This is a genomic window from Corynebacterium sanguinis (genome assembly GCF_007641235.1).
GTDB lineage: Bacteria > Actinomycetota > Actinomycetes > Mycobacteriales > Mycobacteriaceae > Corynebacterium > Corynebacterium sanguinis.
On sequence record NZ_CP038157.1, the window covers coordinates 1,920,743 to 1,936,280 of the forward strand.

Genomic DNA, 15,538 nt, shown 5'->3' on the forward strand with positions numbered 1-15,538 from the left:
GGTAGGCTCATGCATTCTTGGCCCACCCCCGAGGTGCCCGCGGTGAGCGGGACCCCGGTCGAATTGAATCTCTACGACACCGCGGATCAGGTGGTGAAGCCGGTCGATACCACCCCCAACGCCAACGGCGAGGTGGGGATGTACGTCTGCGGGATCACCCCCTACGACTCCACGCACCTGGGCCACGCGGCGACGTACCTGACCTTCGATCTGGTGCAGCGCCAGCTGATCGCCAACGGGCACCGCGTCCACTACGTGCAGAACATTACCGACGTCGACGACCCCCTGTTCGAGCGCGCCGAGCGCGACGGGGTGGACTGGCGCGAGCTGGGGCAGAGCCAGATCGACCTGTTCCGCTCGGACATGAGCATCCTCGGGGTCATCCCGCCGCGCGATTACATCGGCGCGATCGAGTCCGTCGACGAGGTCATCGAGATGGTCGGCAAGCTTCTCGACGCTTCCGCCGCCTACCGCCTCGACCACGGCGACATCTACGCCTCCATCGACGCCACCGCCCAGTTCGGCTACGAGTCGAACTACTCCCGCGCGGAGATGGAGACGTACTTCGCCGAGCGCGGCGGCGACCCGGAGCGCGAGGGCAAGCGCGACCCGCTGGACGCCCTCGTGTGGCGCGGCCACCGCGACGGCGAGCCCGCCTGGGATTCGCCCTTCGGCCCCGGCAGGCCTGGCTGGCACATTGAGTGCTCGGCGATCGCGACGAACCGCCTGGGGGCGACGTTTTCGATCCAGGGCGGCGGCTCCGACCTGGCGTTTCCGCACCACGAGTTCTCGGCGGCGCACGCCGAGGCTGCCTACAGCGAGCCGCGCATGGCCACGCACTACGTCCACGCGGGCATGATCGCCCTCGACGGCGTGAAGATGTCCAAGTCCCTGGGCAACCTAGTCTTCGTGCACAAGCTCACCGAGCAGGGCCACGAGCCCGGCGCGATCCGGCTGGCGGTCTTCGCCGAGCACTACCGCACCGACCGGGACTTCTCCGACGAGATCCTCGTGACCGCCGAGCAGCGCTTGGCCCGGTGGCGTGAGAACCTGGCGCACCAGGTGAGTTCGGCCGACGCTGATGTGGTCGTCGATAAGCTGCGTGCCGCTTTGGCCGACGATCTCGACACCGCGACTGCACTGTGCGTCATCGATGAGGCGCCGGGGGATTGCGATGGCACGGTCGCGCGCGCCATCGATGGGCTGCTTGGCGTGCAGGTGTAGACGTTTTCGTCCACAATGTGAGCATGACCATCCGCGAGCAGTTCCAAGACGACGTCGACGAATTCATCTCCGACCTCACCACTTTTGCCACTGGCTCCTACCTGCGCGATGAGGACAAGGAGTTGTGGGACGAGCCCTTCGACCCGAAAGTCCTTCCTGAGCTGAAGCAGAAGATCGAGGGCTTTCTCGACGCCCTTGAGCTGCTTGGTGACGACCCCGCCGGCGAGGACCTGAAGAAAGTCATCGTGCCCTTCTATGCCTCGTTGAGCGAGTTCAACGCCGCGCACGCCAACGCCGTGCTGGAACCGGAGGAGAAGGCCGACCTGGAGTCGCTGGTGTTCCAGGCGGCCGCAGCCACGGGCGCGGACGACGAGGCGCTGAACGAACTTCCCGAGCTGGAGTAGCGTGCTACCTCCTGCGATTTTCTGGGACATGGACGGCACCCTCGTCGACACGGAGCCGCTGTGGGGCGTGGCCACCTACGAGCTGTCCGAAAAACTGGGCCGTCGGCTCACCCCCGAGCTGCGCGAAAAGACCATCGGCGGCAGCTTCGGCAACACGCTGGCGATCTGCGCCGCCCACGCTGGCGTCGAGCTCGGCCCCGGCGACTACGAGCGGTACAAAACCTGGATGTACAGCCGAATGGGCGAGCTCACCGCCGGTGACCTCACGCCCAACCCCGGGGTACAGAGCCTGCTCGCCGCGCTGCGCGAGGCTGGTGTGCCCATGCTGGTCACCACCAACACCGAGCGCGTGCTTGCCGACGCCCTCATCAACGCCGTCGGCCGCGACTTCTTCGTCGACTCGATCGCCGGCGACGAGGTGGAGCGCACGAAACCGGCGCCCGACATGTACCTGGAGGCGGCGCGCAGGGTCGGTTTCGACGCCCGCGACTGCCTGGTCTTCGAGGACTCCTGGGCGGGGATGAGCGCGGCCGCCGCCGCGGGGTGCCGCGTGCTCGGTCTGGCGGAAACGGTGCCGGAGGGCGTCGTCAGTTTTGATCCCGCCAACTTCGTCGGGGCCGCGCTAGAGGACGTTGCGCGGTGGTACGCGGAGATTGTGCAGCCGGTGCGATAGAGTAAACCCCGTGAAAAACTTCGATGAACTATTCGCCGAGCTCTCCGCCAAAGCCGCATCCCGGCCGGCTGATTCCGGGACCGTCAAGGCCCTTGACAAGGGGGAGCATTTCATTGGCAAGAAAATCATCGAGGAGGCCGGCGAGGTATGGATCGCGGCCGAGTACCAGTCCGACGCGGAGCTCGCCGTGGAGATGAGCCAGCTCATCTACTGGACCCAGGTGATGATGCTCAAGCGCGGCCTGACCCCCGACGACGTGTACAAGTACCTCTAAACAAGAACGGATCACCATGATCAAGGTTGCAGTGCCAAACAAGGGCTCGCTGTCCGAAAAAGCCCTCGAGGTGCTCAAGGAGGCCGGCTACAAGGGCCGCGGCATCAACAAGTCCCTCAACGTCGTCGACGAGGAAAACGGCGTCGAGTTCTACTTCCTGCGCCCGAAAGACATCGCCATCTACGTCGCCCAGGGCCACCTCGACCTCGGCATCACGGGTCGCGACCTGGCCGCCGACTCCGGTGCCGACGTCAACGAGGTCATGTCGCTCGGTTTCGGCTCTTCCACGTTCCGCTTCGCGGCCCCCGCCGATCAGCAGTGGAGCGTCGCGGACTTAGAGGGCAAGCGCATCGCCACCTCGTACCCGCACCTTGTGAAGACCTACCTGGCGCAGCACGGGATCACGCCGAGCGACGTAACGCGACTAGACGGGGCAGTGGAGATCGCGATCAAGCTCGGCGTGGCCGACGTCATCGCCGACGTCGTCTCCACCGGCGCGACGCTGCGCCAGCAGGGCTTGGCCCCCTTCGGTGAGCCGCTGGTCAGCAGCGAGGCGGTTATCATCCGCCGCCGCGGCAACGAGGGCGGGCCGGACCACGACGTGCTGCTCAAGCGCATCCGCGGCATCCTCAACGCACAGAACTTCCTGATGGTCGACTACAACATCTCGCGCGACAACCTTAAGCGCGCCTCCGCCATCACCCCTGGTATTACCGGCCCCACCGTCTCCCCGCTCTCGCGCGAGGGGTGGGTGGCCGTGCGCGCCATGGTGCCGCGCAAGAAGGCGAACCAGACGATGGACGAGCTCGCCGCGGTAGGCGCGGAAGGTATCCTGGCCACGGAGCTTCGTATCGCGCGCCTCTAGTCGCCCGCCTTTGGTGGGTATCCTCACGGGTATGGCTACTCGCATTGAAGAAGACCTGCTCGGCACCATGGACGTTCCCGCGAACGTGTACTACGGCGTGCACACGCTTCGCGCCGTGGACAACTTTCAAATTTCTGGCACGAAAATCAACGACATTCCCGACTTCATCCGCGGCATGGCTCAGGTGAAGAAGGCCGCCGCGATGGCGAACCGCCGCCTGCACGTCCTGCCGAAATCCAAGGCAGAGGCCATCATCTGGGCCTGCGACGAAATCATCGAACGCGGCCGCTGCCTGGATCAGTTCCCCATCGACATCTACCAGGGCGGCGCCGGCACCTCGGTGAACATGAACGTCAACGAGGTCGTCGCCAACCTCGCGCTGGAGTACCTCGGCGAGGAAAAGGGTGCTTACGACGTCATCAACCCCAACGACGACGTCAACATGTCGCAGTCCACCAACGACGCCTACCCGACGGGCTTCCGCCTGGGTCTCTACTACTCGGTGCAGGGCCTGCTGCACCAGCTCGACGAGCTGCAGAAGGCATTTCGTGCCAAGGGCGACGAGTTCAACGACATTATCAAGATGGGCCGCACCCAGCTCCAGGACGCCGTGCCCATGACGCTGGGCCAGGAGTTCACGGCGTTCGGCTCCAACCTGGGGGAGGAGCAGCGCACGATTTCCACCGCCGCGAACGCGCTTTTGGAGATCAACCTTGGTGCCACGGCGATCGGCACGGGGATTAACACCCCAAGCGGGTACCGCGACCAGGTGGTCGCAGCGCTGCGCGAGGTCACCGGCCTGGACATCCAGGCCTCACCGGACCTCATCGAGGCCACCTCCGACACTGGCGGCTACGTGATGATGCACTCCGCGATCAAGCGCGCCGCGATGAAGCTGTCGAAGATCTGCAACGACCTGCGCCTGCTGTCCTCCGGCCCGCGCGCCGGCCTGAATGAGATTAATCTGCCGGAGCGCCAGGCGGGCTCCTCAATCATGCCGGCGAAGGTCAACCCGGTGATCCCCGAGGTGGTCAACCAGGTCTGCTTCAAGGTCTTCGGCAACGACATCACCGTCTCCATGGCCGCGGAGGCCGGTCAGCTCCAGCTCAACGTTATGGAGCCGGTGATCGCGCAGTCCCTGTTCGGCTCCGTGAAGCTTCTCAGCAACGCCTCGGCCACCCTGCGCGAGAAGTGCGTCACCGGCATCACGGCCAACCGCGAGGTGTGCGAGGCCTACGTGACCAACTCGATTGGCATCATCACCTACCTCAACCCGCTGATCGGCCACCACAACGGCGACCTGGTGGGCAAGGAGGCCGCCCGGACCGGTCGCGGCGTGCGCGAACTGATCCTGGAGAAGGGCCTGCTCACGGAGGAGGAGCTCAACCGGGCGCTGAGCAAGGAAAACCTCATGCACCCCGAGTTCCGCGGCAAGCTCTACCTCGACGACGAGTCCTAGCTCGGCCACCCCGGGTACTCCGGCGGGGTGCCGTCGAACGCGGGGCAGATGTCCTGGAACGAGCACCAGTCGCACAGCTTCGAGGTGCGGGGGCGGAAACGCCCCTCGCGCCCGTCCGCCTCGATCTTTGCCCACAGGTCACCCAGGTCGCGCTCGAAGTACTCCAGCTCCTCGCGCGATGGGGTCAGGATCATCGAGTCGATGACCTTGAGGTACATCAGCCGCAGCTGGGCCGGGATGGTGCCGAAGAACCGCCAGTACACCAGCGCGTAGAAGCGCATTTGGAACTGCGCGTCCGCGGAGTAGCGGGGCAGTGGCTTTTTGCCCGTCTTGTAGTCGACGACGCGCACCTCGCCGGTGGGTGCGACGTCGACGCGGTCGATGAAGCCGCGCACGGGCACACCGTTGGGCAGCACCCCGTCGACGTACATTTCCTGCTCGGTGGAGTCGAAGCCGAGCGGGTTTTCCATGTGGAAGTAGCCGCGGATCAGCGTGCGGGCGTCGATAAGCAGCTGCTGGCGGTCGCTGATGGGCTCGACGACCTCGGGGTCCTGCTCGATGAGACGCTCCCACGCCGGCACGATGGCCTTGACCGCGGCGGGGTACGTGCGCTGCTCGCGCGGCCAGCTGTGCATCTCCTCGAGCACGGCGTGCACCAGCGTGCCTTTGACTTGCGCCTCGGTTTTGGGCTCAGGCAGGCGGTCGATGGCGCGGAAGCGGTAGAGCAGCGGGCACTGCTTGTAGTCGCTGGCTCGGGAGGGGGATAGGGCGAGTGGTCGAGAAGTCATTGTGCCCCTCATCTTAGAGTGGGGGTATGACACTCACCGATACCGCGGACTTCCTGAAGTTCCTCGACGCCAGCCCGTCAGCGTTCCACGCCGCGGTCAACGTCGAGAGCATGCTTATCGACGCCGGCTACGCCCCGGATTCCGACCTCACGCCCGGCGGGCACGTGGTCGTTAGCGGCGGCGCGGTGCTCGCGTGGTGGGTGCCGCGCAAGTCGAACCCGCGCGTGCGCATCGTGGGCTCGCACACGGATTCGCCGGGGCTGATGGTCAAGCCGGATCCGGATTTTGTGCGGGAGGGTTTTACGCAGGTCGCTGTCGAGGTCTACGGCGGGCCGATTCTGTCGAGTTGGTTTGATCGCGACCTCCGCTTTGCGGGCCGGGTGGTGTGCGCGGACGGCTCGGTGAAGCTGGTGGACACCGGCGCGGTGGCCCGGGTGCCGAACTTGGCGATCCACCTGACGCGGGGGGCGGACCAGGGCATTGACCGGCAGGTCCACCTGCAGCCCATTGTGGGTGGGAACCTGCCGTTGTCCGAGCTCGTTGCTCGCGCGGCTGGCGTGGACGCCGGTGAGATTGTGGCGCATGAGCTGATCTCGGCGGACACGCAGCCGGCCGCGGTTGTCGGCGACTCGGTCATGTCCGGTCGCTTGGACAATCTATCGAGCGTGTTCGCCTCCGTGCAGGCGCTGCTTCGCGCGCAGGACTCCGCCGAGGATGTTCTCGTGCTCGCGGCGTTTAACCACGAGGAGGTGGGCTCGGCCTCAACGACGGGTGCCGGGGGTCCTTTGCTAGAAAGGCTGTTGGCGCGCATTACGGCGAGCCTCGGCGATCCGCTGGACTTTTACACAGGCTCGCTGGCGGTGTCGGCAGACGCTGCGCATTCGGTGCACCCGAACTACCCAGGCAAGCACGATCCGACGCACCGCCCGCTGCTGGGCAAGGGCCCGGTGCTTAAGATCAACGCGAATCAGCGCTACGCCTCGGACGCGGTGAGCTCCGCGGCCTGGATCCGCGCGGCGCGCGCGGCGAACGTGCCCGTGCAAACGTTCGTCGGCCACAACGACGTGCCGTGCGGTTCAACCATCGGCCCGATTTCGGCGACGCGGCTCGGCATCCCGACGGTGGATGTCGGTGTTCCGCTTTTGTCGATGCACTCGGCGCGCGAGCAAGTGGGTGTTCAGGACATGGCCTGGTTTACTGAAGCCCTAGCGGCGTTCTTGCGTGGAGACTAGGTGGTTCCACCGTGCGCCCGCCGCCGACCCCCTCGGCGGCGGGCGCGTTTACAGTGTGACCGCTTATTTTTCCGGATCCTTGTCTCGCCTAAGTTTTTATCAGTGACTCATACGCCTCGCAACAGGACAGCTTAATTTTATGCACGAAGGAGAACCGATGTACTCAGGACCGTTCCAAGCGGGCGATAAAGTCCAGCTCACGGACGCTAAGCGGCGCCATTTCACCATCGAGCTAGTCGAGGGCGGGCAGTTCCATACCCACAAGGGCATCGTGGCCCACGACGACATCATCGGCATTGACGAGGGCAGCGTCGTTCGTTCATCCCTGGGCTCCGATTACCTGTGCTTCCGCCACCTTCTCGTGGACCACGTGCTATCCATGCCGCGCGGCGCGGCCGTGATTTACCCCAAGGACGCCGCCCAGATCCTAGTCGAGGGCGACATTTTCATGGGCGCGCGTGTGCTCGAGGCCGGCGCGGGCTCTGGGGCACTGTCGATGTCGTTGCTCCGCGCCGTCGGCCCGGAGGGCAAGGTTTTCTCCTACGAGATCCGCGAGGACCACTTCGCGTTCGCGCGTGACAACGTCGCGGAGTACTTCGGCTCGGAACCCGCCTGGTGGGAGCCGCGTTTGGGCGACTTCGGCGAGGTGACGCGCGAGGATGTGGGTGGCCCCGTTGACCGAATCATCCTGGACATGGTCGAGCCGTGGCTGTTCATTAACACGGTCAAGGACCTGCTCATCCCGGGCGGGGTGTTCATGACGTACGTGGCCACCGTTCCGCAGCTGATGAACATCATGGAGGCAATCCGCGAGGCGAAATGCTTCACGGAGCCCAGGGCGTGGGAGACCCTGCTGCGCGAGTGGAAGGTCGAGGGGCTGGCGACGCGCCCTGAGCACCGGATGAATGCCCACACTGCGTTTTTGGTGTGGACTCGCAGGCTTGCCGACGGCGTCACGCCCCCGCGTCCCCAGCGCAAAGCCCGCAGGTAGGGTGGACTTATGATCGAGGATGACGCTTTCGGCCCGCAGCTGCGCGAACTCAAGCGCGAGAACCAGGCGATGGGCGCCCGCAATAAGCAGCTCGCGGAGCTGCTGAAGGCCTCCCGCGACAAGCTCAACGACCTGTACGCCCAGCTTGAGTCTCTCGAAGAGCCCGCTAACCCCTACGGTGTCTACCTGTCTGGGTCGCGCAAGGGCATGGAGGCTGAGATCTTCACCTCGGGGCGGCGCATGCGCGTGAAGGTGTCGCCGAACGTCGCCCCCGGCTCGCTCGTGCCGGGCACCCTCGTCCGGCTTGGCGACGGCACCGTGATCGTCGAGGCCTGCGGTTTCGACAGCGCGGGCCAGCTCGGGACGATGGTCGAGCGCATCGGCACGGATCGCGCCGTCGTCGCCGACCAGCAGGGCGGCGAATCGCTAGTCCATCTCGCCCAGCCCCTGCTCGACACCGCCCGCTCGGGTGACACCCTCCTGTTCGACCCCCGCGTCGGCTTCGCCTACGAGCGCGTGCCCAAGACCGAGGTCAACCAGCTGTCGTTGGAGGAAGTGCCGGACGTGACCTACGCCGACATCGGCGGGCTGTCCACCCAGATCGAAACGATCCGCGACTCGGTGGAGCTGCCATTCGTCCACCCGGAGCTGTACAAGGCCTACGACCTCGCTCCGCCGAAAGGCCTGCTGCTGTACGGCCCGCCCGGCTGCGGCAAGACACTCATCGCGAAAGCCGTTGCGAACTCGCTGTCCAGCAGCATCGGTGAGGGCGGTTCGGCCCACTTCATCAACGTCAAGGGCCCGGAACTGCTGAACAAGTACGTCGGCGAGACCGAGCGCCGCATCCGGCTGATCTTCGAGCGCGCCCGCGAGCTCGCCTCCGAGGGCCGGCCGGTGATCGTTTTCTTTGACGAGATGGAATCGATCTTCCGCACCCGCGGCTCCGGGGTTTCCTCCGACATGGAAACCACGGTCGTGCCGCAGCTGCTCACCGAGATCGACGGCGTAGAGGGCCTCGCTAACGTCATCGTCATCGGCGCGACCAACCGCGAGGAGCTCATCGACCCGGCAATCCTGCGCCCGGGCCGCCTCGACATCAAAATCCGCGTCTCCCGCCCCACAAAGGACGAGGCCAAAGACATCTTTGCGCGCCACCTCACCGAATCCGTCCCCCACGCGGAGCCCGTGCCCTCGCTTATCGACGCCGCCGTCGACGCCCTCTTCGCCCCGCGCCCGTTCGTCCGCCTCGAGCTTGTCGACGGCTCCACCGAGATGCTCCACTACCACGACTTCGTCTCCGGAGCGATGATCGCGAACGTCGTCGCCAGGGCGAAGAAGCTAGCTATTAAGGACCACGCCTCGGGGGCGTCGTCAAGCGGCTTGAGCGCCGAACACCTGCGCATCGCCGTTCGAGCGGAGCAGGACGAGAACGAAGACCTGCCGAACACCGCGAACCCCGACGAGTGGGCGCGCATCACCGGGCGGCAGGGCCGGCGCGTCGTCGGTGCGGAGGTCGTGGGGTAGCTAGTCCGCAATGCGGAGTGATTCGGGCTTAATTTGGGCTGGAAGGCGTTTGGTGACTCATCAACCGAGTCCGCAATGCGGAGTCGCTAGACCCCAGCCATGGCCTAGAACCGTTCGGTGACGCGTCATGCTAGTCCGCAATGCGGACTCGCAAGCCGCCCAAACGCGCCTGCCCCAACCTCTCGAACGAGTCCGCAATGCGGACTTTGAACCCAACGTCATAAGCATTGCTATCACCTACGTTTCCCTAGCTCAACGCACATGTCTGACCCCCTTGTTATAGTGCACCCTTAACCGCATCGAACACTCGATCTAGTCACTGGGGGAACCATGTCAACAACGATCACCGACCTCGACCATCATCAATCGCCGGGCGCAATCGTCGAGACGATTCAGCAAGGCTTCGGATCATTCACACGCAAGAAAGCCGCGGTGCTCATGGCCGTCGCGCTTTTCGACGCTCTCAAACTCGCAACCCGCTACGGTTCGCCATCCACTGCGCTGTGGATGGTCCGAACCCTGTCGTTGTCCAACTCAACCGCGCACGAGTACGTGAAAGTGGCTCGCGCAATGCTCGAATTCAACCTGATGTCGAGCGCCTTTCTAGAAGGCCGCATCTTCTATTCCAAGGTGCGTTTAATTCTGCCGCACATGACCGCCGAGAATGAAGCGGAATTGGTGGAGTTAGCCGCGTCGATGACCTACCACGAGCTGGAGCTCGCGTTGCTGCGCTACCGCAAATCGGGGGAAGGCCTCGCGCGCAAGTCGTATGTGCGCCTGAAAGCCCGCAGCGACGGAAGGATCGGCATGTGGGCCGACTTCAACGCCGCGGAGGGCGCGCGCGTGATGGCGGCGATGAAGGTGGGCGAGCTTGCCTTTCACGACGTCGATTGGGACGCGCTACGCGACCCCAGCGGGCAGATTGACAAGGGCAAGCTCGGTGCCGAGATCGACGAGCGGACAGCCGGCTGCTCAGGCTTCGGCCTGCCCCTGGGGGAGGCCCTAGTCAGCGCGTTTATGGGCGTCGTCAACATCGCCTTGACGCGGCCGAAGAACTCTCTGCGCGCACCGGGAGCGCACGTCAACGTCGTGATGACCACCGACGGCGGCGCCTACCTTCCCAACAACCCTGGCGCATCGTCCGACGCGGTGAAAAACTTCCTCAGCAACGCGTCCTACAGGGTCAACCGGGTTGACGAGCACGGGCTCGTTCTCAATACGGGCCGCGCCTTCCGCCTCGCCAACGACGCCCAGGTCAACGCGCTAATGCTGATGTGGCGCGGGCAATGCGCAATGCCAGGGTGCAGCCACACGCGCTTCATGGAGATGCACCACATCCACGATTGGGCCGACGGCGGCGCGTCTGACCTGGATAATCTGCTGCCGCTGTGCTCGGCCTGCCACAGCCTCGTCACCGACGGGGCGGTCACCATCCGCAAGGAGTTGGGCGACATCCACTTCGTCTTCCCCGACGGCACCAGGTACGTCAGCCACAACCGCGCCCTGCCGGTGCGCGACGACGACGCTCTCACCCTCGAGGAGTTCAACTCGGCCGCGTGGTGCTAGCCGACGCGATCACGCCCACCACCCGCTCAAAATCGTCCTCACTCAAATGTCCGAAGCTCAGAAGGAGCCCATCGCTTATCGACGCCCCCACCACGCCACACTCTTCCAGCCACCCGACAAACCTGCCCTGCGCCGCAGGATCAGGAAACCGCACGACCATGTCAACACCGAGCGACCGCTCCTGCTGAATCGTCTCCGCCTCGAAGGCCCGCAGCGCGGGTAGCACGCACCGCGCAAGGGTCTCCTTGCGCTCGGCGAGCCGCTTGTGCGTGGCCTTGGTATTGCGCCGGACAAACCCGCCTTCGAGCAGGTGCGCAATCGCGTACTGCGTCACGGGCGACACCGGCATGCCCAAAGTGTCACGTGTCTCGCGGAGCCGATCGCTCGTGGCCGCGTCGGCCACAACGTAGCCCGCGCTGAGCTGCCGGCTCAGCAGGGTAGAGAAGGTGCCGAGAGCAATCACGCTGCCCTTCGAGGGCAGAGTGCCCAGAGTGGGCAGGGGAGATACGCGGTAGCGCAGCTCGCTGTTGAAGTCATCCTCGATGATGACGACGCCGCGCTCCGCGGCCCACTCCAGCAGCGCCGCGCGGCGGGTCGCCGGCATCGACCCGCCAATCGGGTAGAGGTGCGAAGGAGTCACCAGCAACGCGTCCAACCCCTCGGGCAAAGCGGAAACGACAAGCCCCCGCTCATCGGTCGCGCAGGACACCGCCGTGTGCCCAGCGAGAGGGATCACGTTGCGCAGACCAGGGTGTCCTGGCGTTTCCACGCCGACGTTGAGCGCGCGGCCCAGCGACATGAGGATGAGCAGCAAGCCCTCACGCGACCCGCCGGTGACGAGCACACTATCGGGGTCGACGACGAGGCCACGCGCGAGGCGGAGGTGCTCGGCGATCGCGCGGCGCAGCTCGGGCTGCCCGGAACGATCCAATGCGGCTGGGGCAAAGGACGCCGCCTCGCGCCAAGCGCGGCGCCATGCGGCCGGGCGGATCGCGCCTGCCGTGCCCGCTGACGGTTTCAGAGATATGGGGCGATCAGCACGCGAGCGCCCAGGCACCGGGCGCGTGGGTGGGGGCGTCGATACGCGGCGCAGCTCGGGGTGGACCACCGTGGCCGCGCCTTGCGATGACTTCAGCAACCCCTCGGAAATGAGCTGGTCGTAGGCGGTGACGACGCTGCCGCGAGAGACTCCGAGCTGGCCTGCGAGCTCGCGCGTGGACGGCACTCGGTCGCCGGCGGCGAGCTGGCCGGACGCGACGAGCCCGCGCATGCCGGACGCGATCTGCGCGGGGATGCTGGTGGGGTGGTGGCGGTCGACGCGAAACACAACTGGTCCAAAATAATCGGCAATAAGTGGCACTAGAAATCTACCAGTTCGCGCGCCACGATGGTTGTATGAGTGAAAACACAGTGAAGTCAGGTCTCGCCCAGATGCTGAAAGGTGGCGTGATTATGGACGTCGTCACGCCCGAGCAGGCGCGCGTTGCCGAGGACGCTGGGGCCGTGGCCGTCATGGCGCTCGAGCGGGTGCCCGCCGACATCCGCGCGCAGGGCGGCGTCGCCCGCATGTCGGACCCGGACCTCATCGAAGGCATCATCGAGGCCGTCGACATCCCCGTCATGGCCAAGGCCCGCATCGGGCACGTCATTGAGGCGCGGATCCTGGAACACCTCGGCGTGGACTACATCGACGAGTCCGAGGTGCTGAGCCCCGCGGACTACGTCAACCACATCGACAAGCGCCCGTTCACCGTGCCGTTCGTCTGCGGCGCCACCAACCTCGGCGAGGCGCTGCGCCGCATCAACGAGGGCGCAGCGATGATCCGCTCCAAGGGCGAGGCTGGCACCGGCGATGTCTCCGAAGCCACCAAGCACATCCGCACCATCAAAGCCGAGATCGCCGGCCTGCAGTCGCTGTGGAACTCCAACCGCGACGAGCTCTACGTCGCGGCGAAGGAGCTGCAGGCGCCCTACGAGCTCGTCGCCCACGTCGCGGAGCACGGCGAGCTGCCGGTTGTCCTGTTCACCGCGGGTGGCGTCGCGACGCCCGCCGACGCGGCGCTGATGATGCAGCTCGGGGCGGACGGCGTCTTCGTCGGCTCGGGCATCTTCAAATCCGGCGACCCGGCCGCCCGCGCCGCCGCGATCGTCAAGGCCACCGCCGCCTGGGAGGACATCGCCGTGGTCACCGAGGCCTCGCGGGGCTTGGGCGAGGCGATGGTGGGCATCAACGTCGGTGACCTGCCCGCGCCGCACCGCCTCGCCGAGCGCGGATGGTAAGGATCGGGGTCCTCGCGCTCCAGGGCGGGGTGCGCGAGCACGTCGAGATGCTCGAAGACCTCGGCGCCGAGGTCACGCTGTTGCGCCGCGCCGCCGAGCTGGCCAGACTCGACGGGGTCGTCATCCCCGGCGGCGAGTCCTCGACCATCGACCGCCTCATGCGCATTTTCTCGCTTGACGACGCGCTGCGCACCGCCCTGCACCACGGCACGCCCGTCCTCGGGACCTGCGCCGGGCTCATCACTCTGGCCACCGAGATCGTCGACCCCGCCCCTGGCCAGCGCAGCCTGGGGATCATCCCGATGCGGGTGCGCCGCAACGCCTTTGGCCGACAGGTCGACAGCGCCGTTGAGACCATTGACAGCGCGTACAACCAGGTCACGGCCGCCTACATCCGCGCGCCCGAGGTCGTCGCCGTCGGCGAGGGAGTAAAGGTCATCGCGACGAAAGGGGAGCGGATCGTCGGCGTGGAGACCGACAGCGCCCTGGCGGTGAGCTTCCACCCGGAGCTCACCGGCGACACCACCATTCACGCGCGGTTTTTGGACAAGGTAGCGTCGAGCGCATGACGCGCTACATGGGCACCGAAACGGAGTACGGGATCACGTCGCCAAGCGATTCGAGCTTGAGCCCCATCGTTACCTCCACCCACGCCGTGGTCGCGTACGCCGCGATGCACACCGGGGCGCGGGCGCGCTGGGACTACGAGGACGAGGCCCCGCTGAAAGACGCCCGGGGCTTTGACCTTCGCCGCTACCACACGGTGCCCATCGTCGACGCCAACGCGATCGGGGTGGCCAACGTGGTCACGTCCAACGGCGCGCGCTTCTACGTTGACCACGCGCACCCCGAGTACTCCTCGCCCGAGGTCTCCAACGCTTTCGACGCGATGATCTACGACGCCGCCGGCGACGTCGTCCTCGGCGAGGCCGCGGCCAGCATCGCCGAGCTCCACGCCCAGGGCGTGAGCGTGCTCAAGGACAAGGATCCCTGCCCGCCGCTGAAGTTCTACAAGAACAACGTCGACGGCAAGGGCGCGTCCTACGGCAGCCACGAAAACTACCAGTACTCGCGCCACACTGATTTCGGGGTGCTGGCCAAGGCGCTCATCCCGTTCTTCGTCACGCGCCAAGTCATCATCGGCGCAGGCCGCGTCGGTATTGGCCAGGAGGGCGAGCGCGACGGCTTCCAGATCTCACAGCGCGCGGACTACTTCGAGCAGGAGATCAGCCTGGAGACCACGCTCAACCGCGGCATCGTCAACACCCGCGACGAGCCGCACGCCAACGAAGAGCACTTCCGCCGCCTCCACGTCATCGTCGGTGACGCGAACATGAGCCAGTACTCGAACTTCGTCAAACTCGGCATGACCAAGCTCGTCCTCGACGCCATCGAGGGCGGCGTCAACTTTTCTGACCTCGCGCTAGCCAACCCCGTCGCCGAAATCAAGAACGTCTCGCACGACCCGAGCTGCACGCACGAGCTTTCGCTTATCGACGGCCGCACCCTAAGCGCCATCGACATCTTGCGCGTGTACCGCGAGAGGGTTGCCGCTGAAAGTGACGTCGATAAGCAAGTGCTCGAGCTGTGGGGCGAGCTTCTCGACGACCTCGCGCGCGACCCGCTGAGCACCGCCGACCGCCTCGACTGGACCGCGAAATGGGCCCTGGTCAGCGCGTACCTGAAGCGCGGCGTAGACATCGCGGACCCGAAGCTGAAGGCGCTCGACCTGCAGTACGCCGACATCGACCCCGCCACCTCACTGCACCACGCGCTCGTGCGCAAGGGCAGGATGCGCACGCTTGTCGACACCGAGACGATCCGGCGCGCGGCCGTAACACCGCCGGATGACTCACGCGCCTACTTCCGCGGCACGGTCAGCTCCACGTTCGGCGACTCGATCCTCGCATCGAACTGGCAGGCCGTGCTATTTAACACCGACCAGGGCCCGTACAAGGTGCGCATCGACGACGTCGATGGCTTCACGCGCGCCGATGTCGGCGAGCTCATCGAATCCGCCGGGAGCGTCGACGAGCTTATTGCCGCCCTGAACCGTTAAGCTCTACACATGGCACAGCAGCAGATTCACGGTGGTTCCGGCGACGGCAACGGCAGCGAAGACGACGGCGCATTCGAGACGGACCAGGCGCAGCTCAACACGAGCGGCACCGACGACCTCCTCGACGAGATCGACGCGCTGTTGGACAACAACGCCGAGGAGTTCGTTCGCTTCTACGTGCAAAAGGGCGGCGAGTAGC

Annotated in this window: 16 protein-coding genes; 14 read left to right on the forward strand and 2 right to left on the reverse strand. The window is 65.8% G+C overall.

Going from position 1 to position 15,538, the window contains the following annotated elements; all coding sequences use genetic code 11:
* Positions 1–9 precede the first annotated feature (9 nt).
* The 6 genes from mshC to aspA are packed head-to-tail and all read left to right on the forward strand — an operon-like array spanning position 10 to position 4,899.
* Entirely contained in the window at positions 10–1,224 is a 1,215-nt protein-coding gene (mshC, locus tag E3227_RS09300; RefSeq protein ID WP_144318262.1) for a cysteine--1-D-myo-inosityl 2-amino-2-deoxy-alpha-D-glucopyranoside ligase, read from the forward strand.
* 23 nt (positions 1,225–1,247) lie between these two features.
* On the forward strand, positions 1,248–1,628 hold the full coding sequence (locus E3227_RS09305; RefSeq protein ID WP_144318263.1) for a hypothetical protein: 381 nt from the start codon (positions 1,248–1,250) through the stop codon (positions 1,626–1,628).
* Positions 1,629–1,656: 28 nt separating this feature from the next.
* Positions 1,657–2,301 (forward strand): HAD family hydrolase, encoded by a 645-nt coding sequence (locus E3227_RS09310; RefSeq protein ID WP_144318264.1) that lies wholly within the window; start codon positions 1,657–1,659, stop codon positions 2,299–2,301.
* A 10-nt stretch (positions 2,302–2,311) separates the two neighbouring features.
* Positions 2,312–2,575, forward strand: coding sequence for a phosphoribosyl-ATP diphosphatase (locus tag E3227_RS09315; RefSeq protein ID WP_144318265.1), 264 nt, complete (start codon positions 2,312–2,314; stop codon positions 2,573–2,575).
* Between the two features lie 16 nt (positions 2,576–2,591).
* Positions 2,592–3,440: an ATP phosphoribosyltransferase gene (hisG, locus tag E3227_RS09320; protein ID WP_144318266.1), complete on the forward strand. Its 849-nt coding sequence runs from the start codon at positions 2,592–2,594 to the stop codon at positions 3,438–3,440.
* Positions 3,441–3,471: 31 nt separating this feature from the next.
* On the forward strand, positions 3,472–4,899 hold the full coding sequence (gene aspA / locus E3227_RS09325) for an aspartate ammonia-lyase (protein ID WP_144318267.1): 1,428 nt from the start codon (positions 3,472–3,474) through the stop codon (positions 4,897–4,899).
* Here aspA and E3227_RS09330 read toward each other — a convergent pair.
* Positions 4,896–5,687: a RecB family exonuclease gene (locus tag E3227_RS09330; protein ID WP_136648444.1), complete on the reverse strand. Its 792-nt coding sequence runs from the start codon at positions 5,685–5,687 to the stop codon at positions 4,896–4,898. The genes aspA and E3227_RS09330 overlap by 4 nt on opposite strands.
* Positions 5,688–5,713: 26 nt before the next feature.
* Here E3227_RS09330 and E3227_RS09335 point away from each other — a divergent pair, with 26 nt between their 5' ends.
* The 4 genes from E3227_RS09335 (at position 5,714) to E3227_RS09350 (ending at position 11,000) form a co-directional block, all read left to right on the forward strand.
* Positions 5,714–6,919: a M18 family aminopeptidase gene (locus E3227_RS09335; RefSeq protein ID WP_144318268.1), complete on the forward strand. Its 1,206-nt coding sequence runs from the start codon at positions 5,714–5,716 to the stop codon at positions 6,917–6,919.
* A gap of 157 nt (positions 6,920–7,076) precedes the next feature.
* Positions 7,077–7,910, forward strand: a complete 834-nt coding sequence (locus tag E3227_RS09340; RefSeq protein ID WP_144318269.1) for a tRNA (adenine-N1)-methyltransferase — start codon at positions 7,077–7,079, stop codon at positions 7,908–7,910.
* A gap of 9 nt (positions 7,911–7,919) precedes the next feature.
* The gene (arc, locus tag E3227_RS09345; RefSeq protein ID WP_144318270.1) at positions 7,920–9,434 is read left to right on the forward strand and encodes a proteasome ATPase; all 1,515 of its coding nucleotides are present in this window, start codon (positions 7,920–7,922) and stop codon (positions 9,432–9,434) included.
* 330 nt (positions 9,435–9,764) lie between these two features.
* On the forward strand, positions 9,765–11,000 hold the full coding sequence (locus E3227_RS09350) for an HNH endonuclease signature motif containing protein (protein ID WP_144318271.1): 1,236 nt from the start codon (positions 9,765–9,767) through the stop codon (positions 10,998–11,000).
* Here the strand turns inward: E3227_RS09350 and pdxR are convergent.
* Complete coding sequence (gene pdxR, locus E3227_RS09355; protein WP_246062672.1) at positions 10,978–12,327, reverse strand: MocR-like pyridoxine biosynthesis transcription factor PdxR; 1,350 nt, start codon at positions 12,325–12,327, stop codon at positions 10,978–10,980. The two genes, E3227_RS09350 and pdxR, sit on opposite strands and share 23 nt — an antisense overlap.
* A 68-nt stretch (positions 12,328–12,395) precedes the next feature.
* Between pdxR and pdxS the strand changes: the two genes are divergently transcribed.
* The 4 genes from pdxS to E3227_RS09375 are packed head-to-tail and all read left to right on the forward strand — an operon-like array spanning position 12,396 to position 15,537.
* Positions 12,396–13,280, forward strand: coding sequence for a pyridoxal 5'-phosphate synthase lyase subunit PdxS (gene pdxS / locus E3227_RS09360; protein WP_144318273.1), 885 nt, complete (start codon positions 12,396–12,398; stop codon positions 13,278–13,280).
* A 2-nt stretch (positions 13,281–13,282) separates the two neighbouring features.
* Positions 13,283–13,849 (forward strand): pyridoxal 5'-phosphate synthase glutaminase subunit PdxT, encoded by a 567-nt coding sequence (pdxT, locus tag E3227_RS09365; protein WP_211346269.1) that lies wholly within the window; start codon positions 13,283–13,285, stop codon positions 13,847–13,849.
* Positions 13,846–15,339 (forward strand): depupylase/deamidase Dop, encoded by a 1,494-nt coding sequence (gene dop / locus E3227_RS09370; protein WP_144318275.1) that lies wholly within the window; start codon positions 13,846–13,848, stop codon positions 15,337–15,339. Before pdxT ends, dop begins: the two co-directional genes overlap by 4 nt.
* A 9-nt stretch (positions 15,340–15,348) precedes the next feature.
* A complete protein-coding gene (locus tag E3227_RS09375) occupies positions 15,349–15,537 on the forward strand; it encodes a ubiquitin-like protein Pup (protein ID WP_144318276.1) in 189 nt (62 codons plus the stop codon).
* The last annotated feature ends 1 nt before the right edge of the window (position 15,538 follow it).